The sequence below is a fragment of the Streptomyces sp. NPDC048644 genome, assembly GCF_043199105.1.
Classification (GTDB): Bacteria; Actinomycetota; Actinomycetes; order Streptomycetales; family Streptomycetaceae; genus Streptomyces.
Genome location: NZ_JBICVO010000012.1, coordinates 223,342 through 250,088, shown reverse-complemented (window position 1 = coordinate 250,088; position 26,747 = coordinate 223,342). Strand labels below are relative to the sequence as shown.

Below are 26,747 nucleotides of genomic sequence, written 5' to 3'. Positions count from 1 at the left end.
CTGCAGAGGGGACTCTGTGGGAGAGTAGGACGCCGCCGAACAATTTTTCAGCTCCGGTTCCTGGACCTTTTGGTTCAGGGACCGGAGCTTTTTTGTTCCCTCGTTCGGGGCATGTGCGTAACGCCTTGTTCACCTTGCGTCGTCAGGATCCGCGGCATGGGGACACGTGGAACGCTCAAGTCGGCCGGCGTCCGTGCCGGTGACGAGGTCGTGGTGCCGGCCTACGGGAACGCCGAAGTGGCCGAAGCGGTGGTGCGGATGGGGGCGCTGCCGGTGTTCGCCGATGTCGACGCGGGCAGTTACTGCCTCGACCCGGCCGCCGTGTCCGACGTGCTGACGGGCCGTACCGCGGCGATCGTGGCCGTGCACCGCTTCGGGCGGCGGGCGGACGACGGATGGATCCGTGAAGTGGGCCAGCGGCACGGACTGTTGGTCATGGTGGAGGACGAACCCGGTGGGGCGGCCGACGGGTTGGAGGAGCGGCGTCGGCATGCCGCATATCTGGACGCCAGGCTCAACGGAGTCCGCACGCCCGTGGCAGCCGCGGGGCACACGTACGAGCAGTACGTGGTGCGGGTGCCGGGGAACGGCCGGCCGGATCGGGACGCGTTCGCGCGGGCGCTGCGGGCCAAGGGGGTCGCCTGCCGCGTTCCCGTGCAGGTTCCGGTGTACCGGATGCCGGGGCTGCGGCGGGATGTGTTTCTGCCGGAGACCGAGCGGGCCGTCGACGAGACGCTGGCGTTGCCGGTGCACGCGGGAATGTCGCGCCGGGAGTTGCAGCGCATGGTGAGTGCGTGCAATGCGCTGGGCGGATTGTTGCAGCCGGCCTTTTAGGCGTGGTGTGCGGGGCCGTTGTGCGCGATTCGGAGGTGCTGCGGGATTCATGTATGCTTTATTCCGCTGGCGCGCCCCAATAGCTCAGTCGGCAGAGCGTCTCCATGGTAAGGAGAAGGTCTACGGTTCGATTCCGTATTGGGGCTCAAGAGAGAAAGGCCCCCGCCGTTGTGGCGGGGGCCTTTTTGTATGGGTCAAGGTGGGTCAGGCAGTTGGCGCCGGGATGTAGGCGAGGCCGTGGGCGCCTGAGAGGTCCTTCCGATCGACTTCCAGTGTGGCGACGACAGTGCGGCTGGGCAGGTCGACGACCGTGACGGTGCTGGAGAGGTTGCCGGACACGTAGGCGGTGCTGCCGTCGGGGGAGGACGTGATGGTCAGCGGGAGGGCGCCGACGGGGATGCCGTCGGCGGGCTCCAGGGTGTCGGGTGCGAAGACGGTGAGGACGCCGGGAAGCTGGCGGCCGAGCGGGCTGTCGGTGGTGCCTCCGGCGCGGGTTTCGCCGGCCAGGACGGCGCCGGTGGCGGTGACGTGCACCGGCATGACAGGTTCCTGGGTCGGCAGGGTGCGGATGACGGTGGCGGTGCGGGTGTCGATGACGTGGATGCCCGGCCGGGCGGTCGTGTCGTCGACCTTGGGGGCGGCGGCGTAGACGTACCGGCCGTCGAGGGAGACGGCCAGTCCTTCGCTGCCGGGGACCTCGATGCGGCCGGTGAACTCGCCGCGTTCCAGGTCGATGGCGGAGACGAAGGGCGCTTCCTTGTTGGTGGTGTAGCCGCGGGTGCCGTCGGGGGTGAGGGCGAACCAGTGCGGGCCGTCCGCCATCGTCGGGATGCGGCCGATGCGGGTACGGGTGCGGGTGTCGATGACGACGACGCCTCCCGTTTCGGTCTCGGTGGCCTCGACGCTGATGTAGAGACGGCCGCGGGCGCGGTCGAGGGCGAGACCGTGCGGGGCGTGGTCGGGCGAGAGGTCGAGGGTGTCGACGACGGTGCGGGTGTCGACGTCGATGACGGTGAGTTCGTGGGCGCGTCCCTGGTGGGCGTTGTAGAAGCCGGAGCGGTAGGTGATGGTGCAGTACAGCAGTCGGAGGTCCGGGTCGAAGCACAGCTCGTGGGGCTGGTCGGGCATCGGCAGGACGTCGAGCCGCTGATGGGTGGCGGCGTCGAAGAAGGTGACGGTCGGGCCGGTCTGGCTGACGACGGCGAGCTGGTCGCCGGGTGTGCGTCGTGCGGTGGAAGTCATGTGCCCCAGCCTGGGCCGCTGTTGGAGGGGTGACCAATGCGGCGGAGGCAGGGCGGCAGTGCACCGGGCGCAGGTTTCCTGGCGGGCGGGTGAGTGGCCGTGTCGGGGGGTGACGCAGGCCACAGGGGCGGAGTGCGGGTGGGCGGCGTCCTACTGGGGGACGCGCATGGCGAGGATGGCCATGTCGTCCGATGCGGGTTCAGCGGCGAAGCGTTCGACGGCGCGCAGGACCCGGGTGGCGACGGCACCCGCCGTCAGGCCCGTACACGTCGTCAGGACGTCGGAGAGGCCGTCGTCGCCCAACATGCGGGTGCCTTCGCGGCGTTCGGTGACGCCGTCGGTGACGCACAGGAGGACGTCGCCGGGGTCGAGGGTGACGGTCTGTTCGTAGAGTTCGAGGTCGTCCATGACGCCGAGGAGGGGCTGCGGTTCGGCGGCCGGTTCGACGGTGCCGTCCTGGCGCAGGCGGAGCGGCAGGGGGTGGCCCGCGCAGACGACCTTGAGGAGGGCGCTGCCGTCCTCCTGGGGCCACAGTTCGCCGTAGAGGAGAGTGAGGAAGCGGCTGCGGGCGCCCTCGTCGAGGATCGCGGCGTTGAGGCGTTCGAGTACGGCGGGGCCGCCGAAGCCCTCGCGGGCGAGGAGGCGCAGGGCGTGCCGGGCCAGTCCGGTGACGGCCGCGGCTTCCGGTCCTGTGCCGCAGACGTCGCCGATGGCGAAGCCGTAGGCGCCGTCGCGGATCGGGAAGAGGTCGTAGAAGTCGCCGCCGACTTCGTTGCCCTCGCCGGCCGCGCGGTAGATGACCTCGACCTCGACGCCGGGGACTTCGGGCAGTTCCGGGGGGAGCAGGCTGCGCTGGAGTGACTGGCTGATGGCCGTGCGCTCGGAGTAGAGGCGGGCGTTGTCCAGGGCGAGCGCGGCACGCCGGGAGAGGTCTTCGGCGAGTTCGAGGATTTCCTGGCGGAAGTGTTCCTCGGTGGGCTTGCCGAGGGTGAGCATGCCGATGACGCGGTTGCGGGCGACGAGGGGGAGTACGACGGTCTCGCCGCCGACGGCCGATGCGGTGGCGAGGGTGGCGCCGGGACCTGTCGAGGGGCGGGCGGAGTTGCCGAGTCCCAGGCTGCGCAGGGTGGTGCGCAGGGCGGCGTCGTGTGCGGCGTCGGTGGGGGCGGTCCACACGCGGGCGCCCGGGGTGGGGACAGGCTCGGGCGGATCGACCTTTTTGAGCAGGGTCTTGAGGCCGTCGATGCGGTCCTCGTCCTCGTGCAGGACGTAGGAGAGTTCCGGTTCGGACGCCTGGTCGGCGACGGTGTAGACGGCGCACCAGGTGGCGAGGGTGGGGACCGTCATCTGGGCCATCAGGGCCAGGGTCTGGTCGCGGTCGAGGGTGCCGGCAAGGAGGTCGGACGCCTCGACGAGGAAGGAGAGGGAGCCGCGGCGCAGGCGTTCCAGTTCGGTCAGGCGGGCGCGTTCGACGGCGAGCGCGATGCGGTCGGCGGCGAACTGGAGGCGCAGGGCCTCTTCGTTGGTGTAGCGGCCGGCGCCTTCCGCGGCGACGCCGAGCGATCCGGTGAGCCGGCCCTCGACCTTGAGCGGGACGGTGACGACCGAGCGCATGCCGGTGCCGGAGAGCAGGGGTACGGCACCGGGGACCGCGGTGAGGTCTTCGTGGACGGACGGCATCCGGGCGGAGCCGTAGCGTCCGGATCCGGTTTCCACGGGGACGCGGGCGAACCGCTGGCGGGCGGATGGCAGGCCGGTGGAGGCGCGGACCTCCAGCTCGGTCTCGTCGTCGGTGGCGAGCAGGAGGTAGGCGGCGTCGCCGTCGAGCATGTCGCGGGCGCGTTCGACGGTGCGCTGGAGGAGGCCGTCCAGGTCGTCGGGGGCGGGCGAGCCGATGAAGACCTCGAACGGGTCGGACGGGCGGCCTTCGGGGTGCGCGGCGGCGTCCGGTGCCGGGGTGCGCTGGGGGCTCTGGAGGACGGCGCGTTCGTGGTCGCGTACCAGGAGGCAGACGGTGGACGCCTCCCCGTCGGCGTCGCGGACGCGCAGGTGGGAGGCGTAGACGGGGAGTACGCGGCCGTCGGCGCCTCTTATGCCGTAGGAGCCTTCCCAGCGGGAGAGCCGGAGTGCCTCGGCGATGCCGGTGCCGGTGCCGGGGGTGTGCGGCCAGGCGGCGAAGTCGGTGAGGGGCTTGCCGATGACCTGCTCGGCCTCGAACTGGAAGAGGCCCTGGGCGTCGTCGTTCCAGAAGCTGATGCAGCCGCCGCGGTCGATCTGGATGACGGCGACGCGTACCCGGGTGTCGGCGACGGGGAGGGCGTCGACGGGGAGCGCGGGGCCCGCGGAGCGGGTGCCGGCCGGGCGGTCGGGCAGGTCGAGCTGGAACCACACGTGCTTCTGGGCCGCGGTGTACTCGACGCCCCAGCGGGTGGCCAGCGCGCCGCACAGGAGCAGGCCACGGCCGCCCTCGCGGTCGGGGTGGACGAGGACCTGACCGGTGTTCTGGAGCGGGATCTCCCGTTCCGGGTAGCGGTCGGCGACGGAGATGCGCACTCCGCTGTCCTGGCGCAGGCACAGCACGTCGGCCGCGGTGCCCGCGTGCACCACGGCGTTGGTGACCAGTTCGCTGGTGAGGACGACGGCGTCGTCGACGATGTCGCCGTAGCCCCAGCCCTGGAGGGTGTCGCGGACGAAGGCGCGGGCGGTGGCGACGGAGCGCCCCACCGGTTCGAACGTGGCAGCGGCCCGCGCGGTGATCACAGCACTCCCCATTGGTTTTTCGTCGCTCCCCAGGGTCCTGTGCCCGTTTCTTGTGGCATCGATGCGAACGCCAGGCTAGTCGGTCGTGGTGAGCGGTGGGAACGAAGGAGTGCCGTCCGGCATCAGTCGGCCCGGGGCGGCGAGGTGCCTGCCGCTGGGGAATACGCGGGGCCTCCGGGGCATGGCCGGCACTCGCTACGCCCCGTGGGGGGATGCTGCCGAACTGTGTTGACCGCGCCCCTTTATCGGGACCTGCGCCGTCGTGAAGAGTGACGGAGTATCCGCCCCGGCCGGCCGCGATGTGTGCCCGCAATGTGGTGAGGTCCCGACTCTTTGCCGCTTCGGTGGGCCATGGTGAAACACTGGGCAGGCATCAGGAGAAAGCCCGGGTAGAAACGGTCGACCCTGCGGGAGGGACACGGTGGAGTCTGGCGCAGCCGCGCGGGGCGCAAGCACGCGCGCGAAAGGCGGACGATCCCGGAATAACGGGACGACCGAAGTGGATACAGCTGCCCTGAATCGATTGCTGGTCGCTCTCGTCGCCATGAGGGACGGCAACTTCCGCAAGCGGTTGACGGTTTCCGGCGAAGGCGTCATGTCGGAAATCGCGGCGGTTTTCAATGAGGTGGCGGACCGCAATCTGCACCTGACGGGCGAGCTGGCGCGGGTGCGCAGGGTCGTCGGGCGTGAGGGAAAACTCACGGAACGGCTGGAGGTCGCGGCCTGCGAGGGATCCTGGGCGGCGGCGATCGATGCCTCGAACGCCCTGGTGGACGACCTGGTACGGCCGGTCTCCGAGGTGGGGCGGGTGCTGTCGGCGGTCTCCGAGGGTGACCTGGAGCAGCGGATGGATCTGCGCTCGCGCAGTTCGGACAGTTCGTCCGAGCATCCGCTGCGGGGCGAGTTCCTGAAGGTCGGGCGCACGGTCAACGGTCTGGTCGACCAGCTCTCGGCGTTCACCGACGAGGTCACGCGGGTGGCCAGTGAGGTCGGTACGGAGGGCAAGCTCGGTGGTCAGGCGCGGGTGCGCGGCATGTCGGGTTCGTGGAAGGACCTCACGGAGTCCGTCAACACCATGGCCTCGCGGCTGACGGCGCAGGTGCGTGATATCGCTCTCGTCACCACTGCGGTGGCGAAGGGTGATCTCTCCCGGAAGGTCACGGTCCACGTCGCCGGCGAGATGCTGGAGCTGAAGAACACCGTCAACACGATGGTGGACCAGCTCTCCTCGTTCGCCTCCGAGGTGACGCGCGTCGCCCGTGAGGTCGGCACGGAGGGTGAACTGGGCGGTCAGGCACGGGTGCCCGGCGTCGCCGGGGTGTGGAAGGACCTGACGGATTCGGTCAACCTCATGGCCGGGAATCTCACCGCGCAGGTCCGTGGCATCGCGCAGGTCACCACCGCCGTCGCGAACGGCGATCTGTCGCAGAAGGTCACGGTCAGCGCGCGCGGCGAGGTCGCGCAGCTCGCCGACACCATCAACACCATGACCGAGACGCTGCGCACCTTCGCGGACGAAGTGACGCGGGTGGCGAACGAGGTCGGCGCCGAGGGACAGCTCGGCGGGCAGGCGCAGGTGCCGGGCGCGGCCGGCACCTGGAAGGACCTGACGGACTCCGTCAACACGGCCTTCCGCAACCTCACGGCGCAGGTGCGGGACATCGCGCAGGTGACGACGGCGGTCGCCAACGGTGACCTCTCGCAGACCGTCACGGTCGATGTCGCCGGGGAAATGCTGGAGTTGAAGAACACCGTCAACACGATGGTGGGTCAGCTGTCCTCGTTCGGTGCCGAGGTGACCCGTGTGGCGCGGGAGATCGGCGTCGAGGGTGAGCTGGGCGGCCAGGCGGCGGTGCCGGGCGCCGCGGGGACGTGGAAGGACCTCACGGACTCGGTCAACACCGCGTTCCGCAACCTGACCGGACAGGTGCGCAACATCGCGCAGGTGACCACGGCGGTCGCCAACGGCGATCTGTCGCAGAAGGTCACCGTCGACGTCTCCGGCGAGATGCTCCAGCTGAAGAACACCGTGAACACCATGGTGGACCAGCTGTCCTCGTTCGCGGACCAGGTCACACGGATGGCCAGGGACGTGGGCACGGAGGGCCGCCTCGGCGGCCAGGCGCGGGTGGACGGCGTCAGCGGCACCTGGAAGGAACTGACCGACTCCGTCAACTTCATGGCGGGGAACCTGACTTCTCAGGTGCGGCAGATCGCGCAGGTGACCACGGCGGTGGCGCGCGGCGACCTCTCCCAGAAGATCGACGTGGACGCGCGCGGCGAGATCCTGGAGCTGAAGAACACCATCAACACGATGGTCGACCAGCTCTCCGCGTTCGCCGAGCAGGTCACCCGGGTCTCCCGGGAGGTCGGTACGGACGGCAGGCTGGGCGGCCAGGCACAGGTGCCAGGCGTCGCCGGTGTCTGGCGCGATCTGACCGACTCCGTGAACGGCATGGCGGGCAATCTCACGGCCCAGGTCCGCAACATCGCGCAGGTCGCCACGGCGGTCGCGCGCGGTGATCTGTCGCAGAAGATCGACGCGGACGCCCGGGGCGAGATCCTGGAGCTGAAGAACACCCTGAACACGATGGTGGACCAGCTGTCCTCCTTCGCTGAGCAGGTCACGCGGGTCGCCCGCGAGGTGGGCACCGAGGGCATCCTGGGCGGTCAGGCCGAGGTGCAGGGCGTCAGCGGGACGTGGAAGGACCTCACCCAGTCCGTCAACTTCATGGCGAACAACCTGACGTCGCAGGTGCGCAACATCGCCGAGGTGACGACGGCGGTGGCCCGCGGCGACCTGTCGAAGAAGATCACCGTCGACGCCAAGGGCGAGATCCTCGAACTGGTCACGACCGTCAACACGATGGTCGACCAGCTGTCGTCGTTCGCCGAGCAGGTGACCCGGGTGGCGCGTGAGGTGGGCACTGAGGGCCAGTTGGGCGGCCAGGCGCGGGTGCCGGGCGCGACCGGTATCTGGCTGGACCTCACCGACAACGTCAACCTGATGGCCAACAACCTCACCATCCAGGTGCGCAACATCTCGCAGGTCTCGGCGGCGGTCGCCAACGGTGACCTGACGAAGAAGGTCACGGTCGAGGCGCGCGGCGAGGTCGCGCAGCTCGCCGACACCGTCAACACCATGGTCACGACGCTGTCGTCGTTCGCCGACGAGGTCACCCGGGTGGCCCGCGAGGTGGGCACCGACGGCATCCTGGGCGGTCAGGCCCGCGTCCCCGGCGTCGCCGGTACGTGGAAGGACCTCACCGAGTCCGTGAACTCGATGGCCAACAACCTCACGGGCCAGGTCCGCAACATCGCGATGGTCACCACCGCGGTGGCCAAGGGTGATCTGACCAAGAAGATCGACGTCGACGCGCGGGGCGAGATCCTGGCGCTGAAGACCACCATCAACACCATGGTCGACCAGCTCTCGTCCTTCGCCGAGCAGGTCACCAGGGTGGCGCGTGAGGTGGGCACGGAAGGCCAGCTGGGCGGTCAGGCGCAGGTGCGGGGCGTGGCCGGCACCTGGAAGGACCTGACCGAGTCGGTGAACGAGATGGCGGGCAATCTCACCCGCCAGGTGCGGGCCATCGCCGCGGTCGCCGCGGCCGTGACCCTCGGCGACCACAACGTCCGTATCGACGTGGACGCGGCCGGCGAGATCCTGGAGCTCCAGGACAACGTCAACACCATGATCTCCACGCTCCGCGAGACCACCCTCGCCAACGAGGAACAGGACTGGCTGAAGGGCAACTTGGCCCGCATCTCCGGCCTGATGCAGGGCAGGCGCGACCTCAAGGACGTCGCCACCCTCATCATGAGCGAGCTGTCGCCCGCGGTCTCCGCGCAGCACGGCGCGTTCTTCCTCGCCGCGCAGCCCGACAGCCAGGAGATCGGCGCGGACGGCGGCGAGGCAGGCGCGTACGAGCTGCGGCTGATGGGCTCCTACGGCTACGCGATGGGAGGGATGCCGACGACGTTCCGGCCCGGCGAGACGCTGATCGGGACGGCGGCGGAGGAGGGCCGCACGATCCTGGTGGAGAACGTGCCGTCCGGCTACCTCAAGATCGCCTCCGGGCTCGGTGAGGCGCCGCCGGCGAACGTCATCGTGCTGCCGGTGCTCTTCGAGGACAAGGTGCTCGGCGTGATCGAGCTGGCGTCCTTCCAGCCGTTCACGCAGATCCAGAAGGACTTCCTCAGCCAGATCGCCGAGATGATCGCGACCAGCGTCAACACCATCTCGGTCAACACCAAGACCGAGGTGCTGCTCAAGCAGTCGCAGGAGCTGACCGAGCAGCTCAAGGAGCGGTCGGGCGAGCTGGAGAGCCGGCAGAAGGCGCTGGAGCTGTCCAACTCCGAACTGGAGGAGAAGGCCGAGCAGCTGCGGGCGCAGAACCGCGACATCGAGGTGAAGAACACCGAGATCGAGGAGGCGCGGCAGGTCCTGGAGGAGCGCGCCGAGCAGCTCGCGGTCTCGATGCGCTACAAGTCGGAGTTCCTGGCGAACATGTCGCACGAGTTGCGCACGCCGCTCAACTCCCTGCTGATCCTGGCCAAGTTGCTGGCCGACAATGCCGAGGGGAACCTCTCGCCGAAGCAGGTGGAGTTCGCCGAGACCATCCACGGTGCGGGCAGCGACCTGCTCCAGCTGATCAACGACATCCTCGACCTGTCCAAGGTCGAGGCGGGCAAGATGGACGTCAGCCCGACGCGGATCGCGCTGGTCCAGCTCGTCGACTACGTCGAGGCGACGTTCCGGCCGCTGACCGCCGAGAAGGGCCTGGAATTCGCCGTACGCGTCTCCCCTGACCTGCCCTCCACCCTGCACACCGACGAGCAGCGGCTGCTCCAGGTGCTGCGCAACCTCCTGTCGAACGCGGTGAAGTTCACCGACAGCGGCAATGTGGAGCTGGTCATCCGGCCGGCCGGTACCGACGTCCCGGTGGCGATCCGCGAACAGCTCCTGGAACACGGGTCGTTGCGCGACCCGGAGGCCGAAATGATCGCCTTCTCGGTGACCGACACCGGTATCGGCATCGCGTCCAGCAAGATGCGGGTCATCTTCGAGGCGTTCAAGCAGGCGGACGGCACGACCAGCCGCAAGTACGGCGGCACCGGCCTCGGCCTGTCCATCAGCCGGGAGATCGCCCGGCTGCTGGGCGGCGAGATCCACGCGGCCAGTGAGCCGGGCCGCGGCTCGACGTTCACGCTGTACCTGCCGCAGAACCCGGGCGGGCTGCCGCCGCAGGGCTACCCGGCGCTGGTGGCGGGCGGCTTCGCGATGGATGCCGAGGCGCGGGAGACCGAGGTCGGCAGGCAGGCGGCCGAGGAAGCGGCGCGGGAGGCCGAGGAGCAGGCGTCGGCCACGGCGCTCAACCGCCGTCGGCGGCGCGGGATTTCGGGCTCCGCCCGGCGCGCCGCGCTGCCCGCCGCGCCGCCGGCACCGCAGCGGCAGGCCGCACCGGAACCGCCGGCCCAGCCCGCCGCCAGGACCGCCACCGAGCCTTGGCTCGGCAACGGCCAGGACCTGGTGGAGGACCCGGCCTTCGAGGGCGGCTTCCACGGCGAGAAGGTGCTGATCGTCGACGACGACATCCGCAACGTCTTCGCGCTCACCAGCGTCCTGGAGCAGCACGGCCTGTCGGTGCTGTACGCGGAGAACGGCCGCGAGGGCATCGAGGTGCTGGAGCAGCACGACGACGTGGTGCTGGTGCTGATGGACATCATGATGCCGGAGATGGACGGCTACGCGACCACCGCGGCGATCCGGCGGATGCCGCAGTTCGCCGGGCTGCCGATCATCGCGCTCACCGCGAAGGCGATGAAGGGCGACCGGGAGAAGAGCATCGACTCCGGCGCATCGGACTACGTCACCAAGCCGGTGGACACCGATCATCTGTTGTCGGTCATGGAGCAATGGATGCGCGCGGAGTGACGGAGCGTCCAGTATGGAGTCGAAAGAGGATCACCGCGTGCTGACGCAGTGTGGCCGTGGACGGGTGGAAACGCGGATGTCCGGGAACCTTCCGGTCTCGCCCCGCGTTTCCGCTACGTACGCAGTGACATCGCGGTGACAGGGTGTGGCGACGAGCGGGGTGCAGCTACCATGACCGGCACAAGGACGGGCGGCATGATGGAGTCGTCCCCTGGGGCGGCGTCCGGTTCTTCCCCAAGTCCTTCGGACAGGGGAGGCCCCATGCCGGGGCGAGGAGGTCGGGCCATGGTGCAGAAGGCCAAGATCCTCCTGGTCGATGACCGGCCGGAGAATCTGCTGGCGCTGGAGGCGATCCTCTCTGCGCTCGATCAGACACTGGTACGGGCATCGTCCGGGGAGGAAGCGCTCAAGGCGCTGCTCACGGATGATTTCGCGGTGATCCTGCTCGACGTGCAGATGCCGGGGATGGACGGGTTCGAGACCGCGGCGCACATCAAGCGGCGCGAGCGGACCCGTGACATCCCGATCATCTTCCTCACGGCGATCAACCACGGCCCGCACCACACCTTCCGCGGTTACGCGGCAGGCGCGGTCGACTACATCTCCAAGCCCTTCGACCCGTGGGTGCTGCGGGCGAAGGTCTCGGTCTTCGTCGAGCTGTACATGAAGAACTGCCAACTGCGGGAGCAGGCCGCGCTGCTGAGGCTCCAGCTCGAAGGCGGCAGGCCGGCCGCCGATGACGCCAAGGAGTCGGCGGGGCTGCTCGCCGAGCTGTCGGCGCGGCTGGCGGCCGTCGAGGAGCAGGCCGAGGCGCTGTCCAAGCAGTTGGACGAGTCGGCGGACGCCGCGGCGGTGGCCACCGCCGCCCATCTGGAGCGCAAACTGACCGGGCTCCGCAGGGCTCTGGACGCACTGGAGCCGGGTACCGGCGGCGTGGTCGGCTGACTGACGCCCTCTCATGCCGGGGGCACGCGACGCGTCATGACGCGAGCGCACGACACGATCGGGTGAAGTGCCGTGCGCTCGTGTGATGCCAGGCGGCGGCTGTAATCTCGTCCCCATGGCCTCACGTACGACCGGCAAGGGAACCCAGAGCACGGCGGGCCCCTCGAAGCAGCGCGCCGGATCGTCCGGGGGCGCCGCCAAGAAGGCCGCGGTGAAGAAGGCGCCTGCCAGGAAGCCGCCGGCGAAGAAGGCCGCGGCGGCGAAGAAGCCTCCGGTCAAGAAGGCACCGGCCAAGAAGGCGCCGGCGCGCAAGGCGCCCGCGAAGAAGGCCCCGCCCAAACCGGCGCCGTCACCGACCGGCGGTGTCTACCGGCTGGCGCGAGCCTGCTGGCTGGGGCTCGCGCACGCCATAGGAGCGGTCTTCCGCGGCATGGGACGCGGCGCGAAGAACCTCGACCCGGCGCACCGCAAGGACGGTCTCGGCCTGCTGCTGCTCGGCCTGGCGCTGGTCGTCGCGGCCGGCACCTGGTCCAACCTCAGCGGCCCCGTCGGCGATCTCGTGGAACTCCTGGTCACCGGCGCCTTCGGCCGGCTCGACCTGGTCGTGCCGATACTGCTCGGCGGGATCGCGGTACGGCTGATCCGGCACCCCGAGCAGCCCGAGGCCAACGGCCGGATCGTCATCGGCCTGTCCGCGCTGGTCATCGGAGTGCTCGGGCAGGTCGCCATGGCCTGCGGATCGCCGGGCCGCGGCGACGGCATCGCGGCCCTCCAGGACGCGGGCGGCTACGTCGGCTGGGCGGCGTCCAAGCCCCTGATCTTCACCGTGGGGCAGACCCTGGCCGTGGCGCTGCTGGTGCTGCTGACGGTCTTCGGGCTGCTGGTGGTCACCGCGACCCCGGTCAACGCCATCCCGCAGCGGCTGCGCGCGCTCGGCGCCCGGCTCGGCGTCCTGGAGGTCGTGGAGCCGGAGCCGGACGACGAGGAGGAGTACGCCGAGGAGTGGCGCGAGCAGCCCGCGCGGCGGCCGGGCCGGGCCGTGGCGTCGGCGGCGGATCCGGACGCGATAGAGGAGGAGGCGCTGGCCAAGCGCCGCCGGCCGCGCAAGGAGCCCGCGCAGCCCGCTGCGGACCGGACGATGGACGCGGTGGACGTGGCCGCGGCGGCTGCCGCCGCGCTGGACGGCGCCGTCCTGCACGGCGTGCAGCCCTCGCCGCTGGTCGCCGGTCTGAGCAGCAGCATCTCGGGAGAGCGGCGGGACCGCGGCGAGGACACCGGGCACAGCGGTGCGGTGCCGCAGGCCCGTGGCATGCAGCCGGGGCCCGCGGACGACACCCCGGCGGTGCCCGACTTCACCAAGGCCCCGCCGGAGCCGGCCGGCGATCTGCCGGCCCGCGCCGAGCAGCTCCAGCTGGCAGGCGACATCACCTACTCGCTGCCGGCCCTCGACCTGCTCGCGCGCGGTGGGCCCGGCAAGACCCGCAGCGCCGCGAACGACGCGATAGTCGCCTCGCTGACGACGGTCTTCCAGGAGTTCAAGGTCGACGCGGCGGTCACCGGCTTCACCCGCGGCCCGACGGTCACCCGCTACGAGGTCGAGCTGGGCCCGGCCGTCAAGGTCGAGAAGATCACCGCGCTGGCCAAGAACATCGCCTACGCGGTGGCCAGCCCCGACGTCCGCATCATCAGCCCGATCCCCGGCAAGTCCGCCGTCGGCATCGAGATCCCGAACACCGACCGCGAGATGGTCAACCTCGGCGACGTGCTGCGGCTGGCCGACGCGGCGGGCGACGAGCACCCGATGCTGGTGGCGCTCGGCAAGGATGTCGAGGGCGGCTACGTCATGGCCAACCTGACGAAGATGCCGCACGTCCTGGTCGCAGGCGCCACCGGTTCCGGCAAGTCCTCCTGCATCAACTGCCTGATCACGTCGGTGATGGTCCGGGCCACCCCGGAGGATGTGCGGATGGTGCTGGTCGACCCCAAGCGCGTGGAGCTGACGGCCTACGAGGGCATCCCGCACCTGATCACGCCGATCATCACCAACCCCAAGCGGGCCGCCGAGGCGCTCCAGTGGGTGGTGCGCGAGATGGACCTGCGCTACGACGACCTCGCGGCGTACGGCTTCCGGCACATCGACGACTTCAACGAAGCGGTCCGCAACGGCAAGGTCACCCCGCCCGCGGGCAGCGAACGGGAACTGTCGCCCTACCCGTATCTGCTGGTGATCGTCGACGAGCTGGCGGACCTGATGATGGTGGCGCCGCGGGACGTCGAGGACGCGATCGTCCGCATCACGCAGCTCGCCCGCGCGGCCGGTATCCACCTGGTCCTGGCGACCCAGCGGCCGTCCGTCGACGTCGTCACGGGCCTGATCAAGGCGAACGTCCCGTCCCGGCTCGCGTTCGCCACCTCCTCGCTCGCGGACAGCCGGGTCATCCTCGACCAGCCGGGCGCCGAGAAGCTGATCGGCAAGGGCGACGGTCTCTTCCTGCCGATGGGGGCGAACAAGCCGGTCCGTATGCAGGGTGCCTTCGTGACCGAGGCCGAGGTCGCGGCGGTGGTCAAGCACTGCAAGGATCAGATGGCGCCGGTCTTCCGGGACGACGTCACGGTCGGCACGCAGCAGAAGAAGGAGATCGACGAGGACATCGGCGACGATCTCGACCTGCTGTGCCAGGCCGCCGAGCTGGTGGTGTCGACCCAGTTCGGGTCGACGTCGATGCTCCAGCGCAAGCTGCGGGTGGGCTTCGCGAAGGCCGGTCGGCTGATGGACCTGATGGAATCGCGCAACATCGTCGGGCCGAGCGAGGGTTCCAAGGCCCGCGATGTCATGGTGAAGCCGGATGAATTGGACGGAGTGCTGGCCGTGATCCGGGGGGAGGCTTCCGGGTAGGTACAGCCTCTCGTTTGACCCGTACGAGTCACTCGTGCGGGAGGGAAGCAACCGTTTCTCCTGCCGATACGTCAAGTTGAGGGAGGTGAGGGAACGATGCTTCACCATGGGGCCCGAAGACGTCGTCGGCGGGTCTATCGATGGTGTTAAACCCCATCCGCCCGTTTGCCCGTCCCTTTCGGTCCACCCCTAGACTGAACGTCCGGCAGGTGGCTACACGCTCGAAAGGCGCCCCCGTGTCCATCGGCAACTCCCCAGCAGACGACCGGCCTTCCGTCGGTCGAGCCATCCAGCAGGCCCGTATCGACGCGCGGCTGACCGTCGAAGAGGTCAGTTCGTCGACACGGGTGCGCATCCCCCTCGTGCACGCGATCGAGCAGGACGACTTCTCGCGATGCGGCGGCGACGTCTATGCCCGGGGGCATATCCGTGCGCTCGCCCGCGCCGTCCGCCTCGATCCCGGGCCGCTGGTCGATCAGTTCGACACCGAGCACGGCGGCAGGCCCGAGCCGACTCCGGCCGCGCCGCTCTTCGAGGCCGAACGGATCCGTCCCGAGCGGCGCCGCCCCAACTGGACCGCCGCGATGGTCGCCGCGATCGTCGCGGTCATCGGTTTCGTCGGCTTCACGCTGTTCAGCGACGGACAGAAAGGCGGCGGCATTCCGGTGGCCGGCGGTGACACCAACGCCGAGAAGCCGACGCCGCAGCCGAACACCACCGCACCCGCCGACCAATCCAGGCCCACCACGGAGCCCGAGCCGTCGGACAGCGCCATCGCGGGACTGCCCAAGGACAAGGTGACGATCAAGGTCACCGCACGCGACGGCCAGAGCTGGATTTCGGCCAAGGACTCCAACGGCAAACTCCTGGAGGACGGCCTCCTCAAGCAGGGCGATTCCAAGACCTTCACCGACAAGGAACGCATCGACCTGGTACTCGGCAACGCCGGTGTCGTGCAGCTCTACGTCAATGGCAAGGAAGTCAAGCAGGTCGGCGACAAGGGTTCGGTCGAGCGGCTGAGCTACACGCCGGGAGACCCGCAGGCGGGCTGAGGCCGGGCGGCCGGCGGACCCCGCGGCCCTTGAGGTCCGCCCCTGTATCGGCGGGGGTGGACCTGCACGCGAGGGGCGCGGCCGGGACGAAGTAGGCTGAGCACCATGCCCGAACGCCGTACCGTCGCCCTTGTCACTCTTGGCTGCGCCCGTAACGAGGTGGACTCGGAGGAGCTCGCAGGCCGCCTGGCAGCGGACGGCTGGGACCTCGTCGAGGACGCCGCCGATGCCGATGTCGCCGTCGTCAACACCTGTGGGTTCGTCGAGGCCGCCAAGAAGGACTCCGTCGATGCCCTCCTCGAAGCCAACGATCTGAAGGATCACGGCAAGACCCAGGCCGTGGTCGCCGTCGGCTGTATGGCCGAGCGCTACGGCAAGGAGCTGGCCACGGCCCTGCCCGAGGCCGACGGTGTGCTCGGCTTCGACGACTACAGCGACATCTCCGACCGCCTCCAGACCATCCTCAACGGCGGCATCCACGCCTCGCACACCCCGCGCGACCGGCGCAAGCTGCTGCCGATCAGCCCCGCCGAGCGGCAGGCCGCCGACGTGGCGCTGCCGGGGCACGCGCAGGACACCCCGCCGGAGGATCTGCCGGAGGGCCTGGCGCCCGCCTCCGGGCCGCGTGCGCCGCTGCGCCGCCGGCTGGGCAGCAATCCGGTGGCGTCCGTGAAGCTGGCCTCCGGCTGTGACCGGCGCTGCTCGTTCTGCGCCATCCCGTCCTTCCGCGGCTCGTTCATCTCCCGCCGGCCGTCCGACGTGCTCGGCGAGACCCGCTGGCTGGCCGAGCAGGGCGTCAAGGAGATCATGCTGGTCTCCGAGAACAACACGTCCTACGGCAAGGACCTCGGCGACATCCGCCTGCTGGAGACGCTGCTGCCGGAGCTGGCCGCGGTGGACGGCATCGAGCGGATCCGCGTCAGCTACCTCCAGCCCGCCGAGATGCGGCCGGGGCTGATCGACGTGCTGACCGGCACCGACAAGGTGGCGCCCTACTTCGACCTGTCGTTCCAGCACTCGGCGCCCGGCGTGCTGCGCGCGATGCGGCGCTTCGGTGACACCGACCGCTTCCTGGAGCTGCTGGAACAGATCCGGGCCAAGGCGCCCGAGGCGGGTGCCAGGTCGAACTTCATCGTCGGCTTCCCCGGCGAGAGCGAGGCCGACCTCGCCGAGCTGGAACGCTTCATCAGCGAGGCCAGACTGGATGCCATCGGCGTCTTCGGGTACTCCGACGAGGACGGCACGGAAGCCGCCTCGTACGCGGACAAGGTCGATCCTGACGTGGTCGCCGAGCGGCTCGCGCGGGTGTCACGGCTGGCCGATGAGCTGACGGCGCAGCGCGCCGAGGAGCGGGTGGGCAGCACCGTCCGGGTGCTGGTCGACCGGACCGACGACGAGGACGGTGTCGTCGGGCGGGCCGCGCACCAGGCGCCGGAGACCGACGGCGTCACCCTGCTGTCGACCAGCCAGGAGCTGGCGCCCGGTCGTATGGTCGAAGCGAAGGTGGTCGCGAGCGAGGGTGTGGACCTCGTGGCCGAGGTGCTGTCGGTGGAGGCTGCGGCGTATACCGAGGAGGCGGCCAGATGAGCGGAGTCCCGGCTTCCGCAACCGGCGGGCCGCGCTCGGCGTCGGCCGTCCGGCAGGCCGGGCTGTGGAACATCGCCAACGTCCTGACGATGCTGCGGCTGGTGCTCGTACCGGCCTTCGTGCTGCTGCTGATGCACGACGACGGCAATGACCCGGCCTGGCGCGCGTTCGCCTGGGCCGCGTTCGCCGTCGCCATGATCACCGATGTCTTCGACGGGCATCTGGCACGCGCGTACAACCTCGTCACCGACTTCGGGAAGATCGCCGACCCGATAGCCGACAAGGCGATCATGGGCGCGGCGCTGATCTGCCTTTCGGTCCTCGGGGACCTGCCGTGGTGGGTGACCGGCGTGATCCTCTTCCGCGAGCTGGGCATCACGCTGATGCGGTTCTGGGTGATCAAACACGGCGTGATTCCGGCCAGTCGTGGCGGCAAAATCAAGACATTGGCGCAGGGCACCGCCGTTGGGATGTACGTCCTCGTGCTCACCGGCCCGCTGGCGACCTTCCGCTGGTGGGTGATGGCGGTGGCCGTGCTGCTGACCGTGGTGACCGGCCTGGACTACGTGCGCCAGGCCGTTGTGCTGCGCAGGGACGGCCTGGCCAAGGAGCGCGCGGCGCGGGACGCCGTACGGTGACCGGGCCGGCGGGTGGTGCGGCGGCCGGTGTGCTGGCGCTGCTCGCCGGGCGCGGGCAGACCGTGGCGGCGGCCGAGTCGCTGACGGGCGGGCTGGTCGCGGCCGAGCTGACCGCGGTTCCCGGCGCCTCGCGGGTCGTACGGGGCTCGGTGACCGCGTACGCCACCGACGTCAAGCAGGCGGTCCTGGGTGTGGACGGCGCGCTGCTGGCCGCGCGCGGTGCGGTGGACGCCGAGGTCGCCCGGCAGATGGCGTGCGGCGTGCGGCGCGTGCTGGGTGCCGACTGGGGTATCGCCACCACCGGGGTGGCCGGTCCTGACCCGCAGGACGGGCAGCCCGTGGGCACCGTCCATGTCGCGGTGTGCGGCCCGGGGGGCACGGCGCGGGCGCGGCAGCTGGCGCTGGAGGGTGACCGCGAGCGGATCCGCCGGGACAGCGTCGCGGCCTCTCTGGCCCTGCTGCTGAGCGAACTGACAGAAAATGCGGGGGCACAGGATACGGAACAACACGGGGGGAATGGATGTTTGCAGCCCTGAGTGAACACGAACTCACGCCCGGCACGGCTGCGGTCCGAGGCGGTACGGTGGGGCGAGAAGGATCCGGATCCGAGGTCCGAGGAGGGAGCCAGCGATGATTCTGCTTCGTCGCCTGCTGGGTGACGTGCTGCGCCGACAGCGTCAGCGCCAAGGCCGCACCCTGCGCGAGGTCTCTTCCTCCGCCCGGGTGTCGCTCGGCTATTTGTCCGAGGTCGAGCGGGGGCAGAAAGAGGCGTCGTCCGAACTGCTCTCGTCGATCTGTGACGCGCTGGATGTGCGCATGTCCGAGCTGATGCGAGAGGTCAGCGACGAGCTGGCGCTCGCCGAACTGGCACAGTCCGCGGCTGCGACCGACCCGGTGCCCGCACCGGTGCGGCCCACGTTCAACTCCGTTTCCGTCGCTTCCCTGACGGGTGTGCCGGAAGATCGCGTGACCATCAAGGCTCCGGCGGACGTCGTGGACGTCGTCGCCGCCTGACGCAGAGCTGTAGAGCACCGAAGCCCCGCACGGCAGCAGCCGGGCGGGGCTTCGTGCTGTCCGGGGCCGGGCGCCGTGGCCGGTGAACGCGAGGCCGGCTGCCCGAGTGGACGGCTCGACTGCTCGGAGTGCACACATCGTTTATACGATGGGCGAATCTGTACATTCCTGAACACTTCGGGCTGCTGTCCGCTCCGGGTGTTCGTCCGAACAGGAGTAGCTGGATGTCTGTGGTCAAGAGCACGCTGTCCGAAGCCGACCGCTCCGTCGTCGGAGACGCCCTCCAGGGAGCCCTGGTCGACCTCGTGGATCTCTCTCTGGTGGCCAAACAGGTGCACTGGAACGTCGTCGGTCCGCGGTTCCGTTCCATCCATCTCCAGCTCGACGAGGTGGTCACCACCGCGCGGACGCACGCGGACACGGTCGCCGAGCGGGCGTCGGCGATCGGGGTGACGCCGGACGGCCGGGCCATCACCGTCGCCAAGACGACCGGCATCAAGGAAGTGCCCGACGGCTGGATCAAGGACGTCGACGCGGTCTCGACGCTGGTCGCGGCCCTGAGTGCGGTCATCGGGCGGATGCGGCAGCGGATCGGCGCGACCGATGCGCCCGACCCGGTCACCCAGGACATCCTCATCGGCCTCACCCGTGACCTGGAGAAGCACCACTGGATGTTCCAGGCCGAATCCCACTGATGGCCCGCGGGCCGCAGCCGGGGCCCGGACGAGCCCGGGGACGCAGGGTGCGCGCCGGGAATGCCCCGGTGCGCCCTCCCGTGGGGTGGTTGGGTCCGTCTAGGGTCTGTCCCTTGAGCCCGATCTGACCCGAACGACAGGCCCTGGCGTCGGCCTGAGGAGGCAGCGATGAGAGGGCACGGCGGTGGGAGGCGCGACCCGGCCGGCCGGAGTCGCGGCGGTCGCATATCCGGCGCCCCGGGGCGCCCGCCCGCCGGGGCGGGCAGCCGGGCCGCCGCGGTGCTCGTCGGCCTGCTGTGGTGGTGGGCCGTGCTGCGGCTGACGCTGTGGCCCGCGTCGGCGGGGCCGGTCGAGGGCGCGGTGGCGGCGGGCGGCTGGGGGCTGAGCCTGCTGCCGGTGCACTGCGTGCCGTGGACGGGGCGGCGGTCCCGGGCAGGGCCCCGCGCGCCCGGAGCGGGGCCGCCGGAACGGAGCGGCGGCGGGACATGGGAGGGCGCGGTGCGAACGGCTCTCACCAGGGCATGGCGACGCCACCGTTCGGGCGGAGGATCTGGCCGGTGGTGAAGGCGGCGGCGTCCGACGCCAGATGCAGCACGGCCTGCGCGACGTCCGCCGCCTCGCCCACCCGGCCCAGGGGAGACATACGGGCCATGGGGCGCTCGGCCTGCTGCTGCGCGTCGGCGGTGTGCCGGGCGGTCATCGGTGTGCGGATCCAGCCGGGCGCCACGGCGTTGACCCGGATGCCGTGGCGGCCGACCTCGGTGGCGAGCGTCTTGGTGAGCTGGATGACGGCGGCCTTCGACGCGCCGTAACTGAGCAGGCCGGGTGCGCCGGTGTCGACCGCGCCGGAGGCCATGGTGACGATGCTGCCGCCGGTGCCGGTGGCGATCATGACGCGGGCGGCCTCCTGGCAACTGTGCAGCACACCCTTGAAGTTGATGTTCCAGACCCGGTCCAGGTCCGCTTCCTCGGTCTCCAGGACGGCCGCGCTGTGCATGACCCCGGCGATCGCGGCGAGCACATCGAGCCGCCCGGTGGTGCGAACGGCCGCGTCGACGACGGCGGCGACCTGGACGCGCGAGGTGACATCGACGTGGTGTGCGCGGGCGATGGCGCCGGTCGCGGTGAGGGCCGCCGCGGTGGCGCGGACGCCCCGCTCGTCGAGATCCGCGCAGTGCACGGCGGCGCCGGCTTCGGCGAGCAGGGTGGCCGTGGCGCGTCCGATGCCGCTCGCCGCTCCGGTGACGAGCGCGGTGCGGCCGGTGAGGTCGTACGCCGTGACGGGCATGAGGTGAGGGTAGGGAAATGGCTGACGGGGCGTCAATTGGTGGGCGGGGGCGGATCGGTGGCGTGTGGGGCGGTGTCGGGGGCCGGCTGGCAGGACGGGCACCAGTACGTGACGCGGGCCTCGGCCGCCGGGCCCTGCTCCGCGCTGCGCACGGTCCTCCCACAGCGGGCGCACGGCCGGCCGGCCCGCCCGTAGACCCACAGGCGCCGGTCGGGGCGGGCGCCGGCGGTCGTGACGCGTGCCGTGCGGTTCTTGTTGGCCTCCAGGAGCTTCTTGGCCAGCTCGGGGGCGCGCCATGGATCGGGGAGGCGGCCGGCGGGCAGCCAGGGCGAGGCGCGCAGCAGGAAGCACAGCTCGGATACGTAGACATTGCCGAGGCCCGCGAGGGTGCACTGGTCGCGCAGCGCCTCGCCGAGCGGGCGGTCCGGCGTGGCGAGCAGTCTGCGCAGTGCTTCGGCCGCGTCCCAGTCGGGGCCGAGGAGGTCGGGGCCGAGATGGCCGACGACCCGGGACTCGTCCGAGGTGCGCAGCAGGTCGAGGACGGGCAGGCGGTAGCCGACCGCGGTGCACTCCGCGGTGCCCAGCACCGCCCTGATCTGGTGGGCGGGGCCGCCGCGCCAGCGCTCACCGGCGGCGTAGACCTGCCAGGCGCCGTCCATCCGCAGGTGCGAGTGCAGGGTGAGGCCGCCCTCGACACGGGTCAGGAGGTGTTTGCCGCGCGAGCGCACCTCCTGGACGGTGCGGCCCGACAGGTCGGCCGTCGCGAGGCGGGGCACCCGCAGGTCGCACCGGGTCAGTGTCCGGCCCGCCAGGGCGTCGTGCAGTCGCCGGGCGGTGCGCCAGACCGTGTCACCTTCGGGCATGACACCCATGATGCCGGGATGCCGGGACTCAGGGATGCCGGGAGGAGGCGCGGTCGGCCGTGGGATGCGGCGGGCGGCCCTTGGCGTGCGGGGCCGCCCGCCGCTCGGTCAGCCGCGCAGGCGCAGGCCGCGCGGGGTGGGGTGGAAGCCGGCGTTCTCCAGCAGGGGGGCGAAGGGGGAGGACAGGGCGGAGGTGCCGTTGATCCGCTCGGTGGTGATCGTGCCGACGGCGCCCGCGTGGGCGGCGGTGGTCAGCGCTTCCACCGCCTGCCGCAGCCGTATGTCGGAGGGCGGGGTCGCTTCCTGGGACAGGGGCCACAGCAGCAGGGTCTTGCCGCCGCGCTCCATGTAGAGGGCCAGTTCGCCGTCCACCAGGACGACGAGGGAGCCCGCCTTGCGGCCCGGTTTGTGGGTCGACCCCTCGGGCGGATCGGGCCACGGGAGCGCGGCGCCGTAGGCGTTGGCCGGGTCGGCGGCGGCCAGCACGACGGCCCGCTGCGGGTCGTCGGGGCGGGTGCCGCGGCCGGCATCGGGCGCCGGGGCGGCATCGCCCGCCGTACGGTCGCGCCGGGCGCTCACCGCGCGCAGCCGGTCGACCGCGCCGTCCATCGCGAACTGGGCGGCGCCCAGGCCCTCGACGACGTACCCGCGGCGGGCCTGGCCGGTTTCTTCGAACACCGCCAGCACGCGGTAGGCGGCCGAGAAACCGCCCTCGACACCCTCGGCGGCGACCGCGCCCCGGGTGACGATGCCGTGCCGGTCCAGGAGCGCGCGGGCCAGGGCGTGGGCGCGGTGGGTGGGGTCCGTCTCGGGCGCGGGCAGCAGGGACCACCGGCCGCCGACCGTCGGCGGGCCGGAGCGCGAGGCGGTGGGGCGGCCGGTACGGCCGGTGGCCGCGGTCAGCGAGCCGTACCGGCCGCGCGGGACGGCGCGGCGGGCGCGGTGGGCGGTGGCACCGGCCGTACGGCCCGAACCCAGGAGCGAGCGCAGGGGGGCGAGCGTGTCGTTGGTGAGGCGGCCCGACCAGGCCAGCTCCCACAGGGCGTCGGCGAGCTGCGGGTCGGTGGCTTCGGGGTGGGTGGTGGCGCGCACCTGGTCGGCGAGCTGGCGGAAGAACAGGCCGTAACCGGGTGCGAGCGCGGTCAGCACGGACGCGTGCAGCGCCGAGAGTTCGAGGGGGAGGGGCGGCGGGAGCAACAGGGGCGCGGTGTCGGCGAGATGGAGCGAGAGCCAGCCGTCCTTGCCGGGCAGCGCGCCCGCTCCGGCCCACAACACCTCGCCGGTGGAGGTGAGTTCGTCCAGCATCGCGGGGGTGTAGTCGGCGACGCGGGACGGCAGGACGAGCTTCTCCAGGGCCGACGCGGGCACCGGCGCGCCCTGGAGCTGTTCGACGGCGCGCACCAGGCCGTCGATCCCGCGCAGGCCGGGCGCCGGGGCGCCGGGAGCCGGCCTGCCGCTCACGGACGGGGCGGGGCGCGGGGCGCCGACATGCTGCCATTGGGGGAGGAAGGCGGCCAGCGCGGCGGGCGGTACCGGCTCCAGTTCCTCGCGCAGGGCGGCGAGCGAACGGCGGCGCAGTCGGCGCAGCACCTGGGCGTCGCACCACTCCTGGCCGGTGCCGTACACGGGCGCGGCGTCCTGCGCCTCCGGCGACGAGGGATGGGCCACCGGAGGGCGGAACTCGCCCTGGACGAGGCGGCCGGCCGCGGCCAGGCGGTGCAGGGCGCCGTCGGTGACGGCGGTGCCAAGGCCGAAGCGGGCGGCGGCCTGTTCGGAGGTGAACGGGCCGTGGGTGCGGGCGTACCGGGAGAGGAGATCGCCGAGCGGGTCCTTGACCGGTTCGGTGAACGACTCGGGGATGCCCACCGGGAGCGCGGTGCCCAGGGCGTCCCGCAGGCGTCCGGAGTCCTCGACGGCCGCCCAGTGGTCGGCGCCCGCGATACGCACCGAGATCGCGCGGCGGGCCGCGGCCAGCTCCCGGGGCCAGGCGGGATCGGCGCCCCGCGCGGCGAGTTCGGCGTCCGTCAGCGGGCCGAGCAGGCGCAGCAGGTCGGCGACCGACTCGGGGTCCTTGGCGCGCCGGTCGTCCGTGAGCCACTGCAGCTCCCGTTCGAGCCCGGCCAGCACCTCGGGATCCAGCAGCTCCCGCAGCTCGGCCTGGCCGAGGAGTTCGGCGAGCAGCCGGGAATCCAGGGAGAGCGCGGCGGCGCGGCGCTCGGCCAGCGGGGAGTCGCCTTCGTAGAGGAACTGGGCGACGTAGCCGAACAGCAACGAGCGGGCGAACGGGGACGGTTCGGGGGTGGTGACCTCCACCAGGCGGACCCGGCGGGCTTCGATGTCGCCCATCAGCTCCGTCAGGCCCGGTACGTCGAAGACGTCCTGGAGGCATTCGCGGACCGCCTCCAGGACGATCGGGAACGACCCGAACTCGCTCGCCACCTGGAGGAGTTGGGCGGCACGCTGACGCTGCTGCCACAGCGGGGTGCGCTTGCCGGGGCTGCGCCGCGGCAGCAGCAGGGCACGCGCCGCGCACTCCCGGAACCGGGAGGCGAACAGCGCCGAGCCGCCCACCTGGTCGGTGACCAGCTGATCGATCTCGCCGTGCTCGAAGACGGTGTCGGCGGCGCCCACCGGGGACTGCTCGGGGTCGAACTCCGCGCCCACAGCGGCCGGTCGGGCGCCGTCCGTGCCGGGCCCGTCGATGAGGTCGAGGCCCATCAGGTCGGCGTCGGGCAGCCGCAGCACGATGCCGTCGTCGGCGTGCATCACCTGGGCGTCCATGCCGTAGCGCTCGGACAGCCGGGCGCCGAGGGCGAGCGCCCAGGGGGCGTGCACCTGGGCGCCGAAGGGGGAGTGCACCACGATCCGCCAGTCGCCCAGCTCGTCACGGAACCGCTCCACGACGATCGTGCGGTCGTCCGGGACGTGGCCGCAGGCCAGCTTCTGCTCGGCGAGGTAGCCCAGGACATTGCCGGCCGCCCAGTCGTCCAGGCCGGCGGCCTGCAACCGGGCGCGCGCGTCGTCCGGAGCCAGCGAGCCGATCTCGCGGAGGAACGCGCCGAGCGCACGGCCCAGTTCGAGCGGGCGGCCCAGCTGGTCGCCCTTCCAGAACGGCAGGCGGCCCGGCACTCCCGGGGCGGGGGTGACCAGCACCCGGTCGCGGGTGATGTCCTCGATCCGCCAGGAGGTCGTGCCGAGCGTGAAGACGTCGCCGACGCGGGACTCGTAGACCATCTCCTCGTCCAGCTCGCCCACGCGTCGCCCGCCACCGCCCCCTTTCCCGGAGTCGCCGCCCGCCAGGAAGACGCCGAACAGGCCGCGGTCGGGGATCGTGCCACCGGAGGTGACGGCGAGGCGCTGCGCCCCGGGGCGGCCGGTCACGGTTTGTGCGATGCGGTCCCACACCAGGCGTGGCCGCAGCTCGGCGAAGGCGTCCGACGGGTAGCGCCCGGCCAGCATGTCGAGCACCGAGGTGAACGCCGACTCCGGGAGCGCGGCGAACGGGGCGGCGCGGCGCACCACCGCCAGCAGTTCCTCGACGTCCCAGGTGTCCATCGCCGTCATCGCGACGATCTGCTGGGCGAGGACGTCCAGCGGATTGGCCGGTACCCGCAGCGCCTCGATCGCACCGGCACGCATCCGCTCGGTGACCACGGCGGCCTGCACCAGATCGCCGCGGTACTTCGGGAAGACGATGCCCGTCGACACCGCGCCCACCTGGTGGCCGGCCCGGCCCACCCGCTGGAGGCCGGACGCCACCGACGGCGGCGACTCCACCTGGACCACCAGGTCGACCGCGCCCATGTCGATGCCGAGCTCCAGGCTGGAGGTGGCGACGACGGCCGGCAGCCGGCCCGCCTTCAGGTCCTCCTCCACCTGGGCGCGCTGCTCCTTGGAGACCGAGCCGTGATGGGCGCGGGCCAGCACCGCGGGAGCGCCCTTGGCGGCGCCGGACTCCGCCATCAGCTCGGCGGGGGAGTGGTGCTCGGGCAGCGGCTCGCCCGTCGCGCGTTCGTAGGCGATTTCGTTGAGCCTGTTGCACAGACGCTCGGCCAGGCGGCGGGAGTTGGCGAAGACGATCGTGGAGCGGTGCGCCTGGACCAGATCGGCGATCTTCTCCTCGACCTGCGGCCAGATGGACGGCTTCTGCCCGCTCTCCCCCTCCTGGACCGGCGAGCCGCCCAGCTCGCCCATGTCCTCCACCGGGACGACCACCGACAGGTCGAATCGCTTCCCCGACGGCGGCTGCACGATCTCCACCCGGCGCCGCGGCGACAGATAGCGGGCCACCTCCTCCACCGGCCGTACCGTCGCCGACAGGCCGATCCGGCGGGCCGGACGCGGCAGCAGCTCGTCAAGACGCTCCAGGGACAGCGCCAGGTGCGCGCCGCGCTTCGTGCCCGCCACGGCGTGCACCTCGTCCAGGATCACCGTCTCGACACCAGCCAGCGCCTCCCGGGCGGACGACGTCAGCATCAGGAACAGCGACTCGGGCGTCGTGATCAGGATGTCCGGCGGGCGGTTGGCGAGCGAACGGCGTTCGGCGGGCGGGGTGTCCCCGGAGCGGATGCCCACGGTGAGGTCGGGTTCGGGCAGCCCGAGCCGGACCGCCTCCTGGCGGATGCCGGTCAGCGGGCTGCGCAGATTGCGCTCGACGTCGACGGCCAGCGCCTTCATCGGGGAGACGTACAGCACCCGGCAGCGCTTCTTCGGCTCGGCGGGCGGCGGCTCGCTCGCCAGCGCGTCCAGCGAGGCGAGGAAGGCGGCGAGCGTCTTGCCCGAGCCCGTCGGCGCCACCACCAGGACATCCGACCCCTCGCCGATCGCACGCCAGGCGCCCTCCTGCGCCGCGGTGGGCGCGCTGAAGGCTCCCGTGAACCAGCCGCGGGTCGCGGGGGAGAACGAGTCGAGCGCTGCCTTCGCCATGTCCCCCATCGTGCACCGCACCACTGACAACGCGGCCCGCGGCGCCCGCCGCACCGCCCCGCCCGCGCC

Annotated in this window: 16 protein-coding genes and 1 tRNA gene; 12 read left to right on the top strand and 5 right to left on the bottom strand. The window is 71.5% G+C overall.

Features of this window, described 5'->3' with window-relative positions:
* Nucleotides 1-156 precede the first annotated feature (156 nt).
* Both ACGFNI_RS26040 and ACGFNI_RS26035 read left to right on the top strand, forming a co-directional pair.
* Nucleotides 157-834 carry a DegT/DnrJ/EryC1/StrS family aminotransferase gene (locus ACGFNI_RS26040; RefSeq protein ID WP_393687056.1) on the top strand — a complete coding sequence of 226 codons (678 nt, stop codon included), beginning with the start codon at nt 157-159 and terminating at the stop codon, nt 832-834.
* Nucleotides 835-907: 73 nt separating this feature from the next.
* Nucleotides 908-980 (top strand) — tRNA-Thr (locus ACGFNI_RS26035).
* A gap of 58 nt (nt 981-1,038) precedes the next feature.
* Here the strand turns inward: ACGFNI_RS26035 and ACGFNI_RS26030 are convergent.
* Both ACGFNI_RS26030 and ACGFNI_RS26025 read right to left on the bottom strand, forming a co-directional pair.
* Nucleotides 1,039-2,076 (bottom strand): YncE family protein, encoded by a 1,038-nt coding sequence (locus ACGFNI_RS26030; RefSeq protein ID WP_393687055.1) that lies wholly within the window; start codon nt 2,074-2,076, stop codon nt 1,039-1,041.
* A gap of 150 nt (nt 2,077-2,226) precedes the next feature.
* On the bottom strand, nt 2,227-4,836 hold the full coding sequence (locus ACGFNI_RS26025) for a SpoIIE family protein phosphatase (RefSeq protein WP_393687069.1): 2,610 nt from the start codon (nt 4,834-4,836) through the stop codon (nt 2,227-2,229).
* Between the two features lie 421 nt (nt 4,837-5,257).
* Between ACGFNI_RS26025 and ACGFNI_RS26020 the strand changes: the two genes are divergently transcribed.
* The 10 genes from ACGFNI_RS26020 to ACGFNI_RS25975 all read left to right on the top strand — a co-directional run bounded on the left by ACGFNI_RS26020 (nt 5,258) and on the right by ACGFNI_RS25975 (nt 20,165).
* On the top strand, nt 5,258-10,774 hold the full coding sequence (locus ACGFNI_RS26020) for a HAMP domain-containing protein (protein WP_393687054.1): 5,517 nt from the start codon (nt 5,258-5,260) through the stop codon (nt 10,772-10,774).
* Between the two features lie 285 nt (nt 10,775-11,059).
* Nucleotides 11,060-11,719, top strand: a complete 660-nt coding sequence (locus ACGFNI_RS26015; protein ID WP_393687053.1) for a two-component system response regulator — start codon at nt 11,060-11,062, stop codon at nt 11,717-11,719.
* 115 nt (nt 11,720-11,834) lie between these two features.
* Nucleotides 11,835-14,615, top strand: coding sequence for a DNA translocase FtsK (locus ACGFNI_RS26010; protein ID WP_393687052.1), 2,781 nt, complete (start codon nt 11,835-11,837; stop codon nt 14,613-14,615).
* Nucleotides 14,616-14,851: 236 nt separating this feature from the next.
* Nucleotides 14,852-15,667 (top strand): helix-turn-helix domain-containing protein, encoded by an 816-nt coding sequence (locus ACGFNI_RS26005; RefSeq protein ID WP_393687051.1) that lies wholly within the window; start codon nt 14,852-14,854, stop codon nt 15,665-15,667.
* 105 nt (nt 15,668-15,772) lie between these two features.
* A complete protein-coding gene (gene rimO, locus ACGFNI_RS26000) occupies nt 15,773-17,254 on the top strand; it encodes a 30S ribosomal protein S12 methylthiotransferase RimO (protein WP_393687050.1) in 1,482 nt (493 codons plus the stop codon).
* On the top strand, nt 17,251-17,892 hold the full coding sequence (gene pgsA, locus ACGFNI_RS25995; RefSeq protein ID WP_393687049.1) for a CDP-diacylglycerol--glycerol-3-phosphate 3-phosphatidyltransferase: 642 nt from the start codon (nt 17,251-17,253) through the stop codon (nt 17,890-17,892). The genes rimO and pgsA overlap by 4 nt, the downstream gene beginning before the upstream one ends.
* Nucleotides 17,889-18,428 carry a CinA family protein gene (locus tag ACGFNI_RS25990; protein ID WP_393687048.1) on the top strand — a complete coding sequence of 180 codons (540 nt, stop codon included), beginning with the start codon at nt 17,889-17,891 and terminating at the stop codon, nt 18,426-18,428. The genes pgsA and ACGFNI_RS25990 overlap by 4 nt, the downstream gene beginning before the upstream one ends.
* Before the next feature lie 94 nt (nt 18,429-18,522).
* The gene (locus tag ACGFNI_RS25985) at nt 18,523-18,906 is read left to right on the top strand and encodes a helix-turn-helix domain-containing protein (RefSeq protein WP_393687047.1); all 384 of its coding nucleotides are present in this window, start codon (nt 18,523-18,525) and stop codon (nt 18,904-18,906) included.
* A 224-nt stretch (nt 18,907-19,130) separates the two neighbouring features.
* Nucleotides 19,131-19,601 carry a Dps family protein gene (locus ACGFNI_RS25980; RefSeq protein WP_393687046.1) on the top strand — a complete coding sequence of 157 codons (471 nt, stop codon included), beginning with the start codon at nt 19,131-19,133 and terminating at the stop codon, nt 19,599-19,601.
* Nucleotides 19,602-19,769: 168 nt separating this feature from the next.
* The gene (locus ACGFNI_RS25975) at nt 19,770-20,165 is read left to right on the top strand and encodes a hypothetical protein (protein WP_393687045.1); all 396 of its coding nucleotides are present in this window, start codon (nt 19,770-19,772) and stop codon (nt 20,163-20,165) included.
* Here the strand turns inward: ACGFNI_RS25975 and ACGFNI_RS25970 are convergent.
* The 3 genes from ACGFNI_RS25970 to ACGFNI_RS25960 form a co-directional block, all read right to left on the bottom strand.
* Nucleotides 20,113-20,889, bottom strand: coding sequence for an SDR family NAD(P)-dependent oxidoreductase (locus tag ACGFNI_RS25970; RefSeq protein ID WP_393687044.1), 777 nt, complete (start codon nt 20,887-20,889; stop codon nt 20,113-20,115). The genes ACGFNI_RS25975 and ACGFNI_RS25970 overlap by 53 nt on opposite strands.
* A 32-nt stretch (nt 20,890-20,921) precedes the next feature.
* A complete protein-coding gene (locus ACGFNI_RS25965) occupies nt 20,922-21,752 on the bottom strand; it encodes an Fpg/Nei family DNA glycosylase (RefSeq protein WP_393687043.1) in 831 nt (276 codons plus the stop codon).
* 108 nt (nt 21,753-21,860) lie between these two features.
* Nucleotides 21,861-26,678: an ATP-dependent helicase gene (locus ACGFNI_RS25960; RefSeq protein ID WP_393687042.1), complete on the bottom strand. Its 4,818-nt coding sequence runs from the start codon at nt 26,676-26,678 to the stop codon at nt 21,861-21,863.
* Nucleotides 26,679-26,747 lie beyond the last annotated feature (69 nt).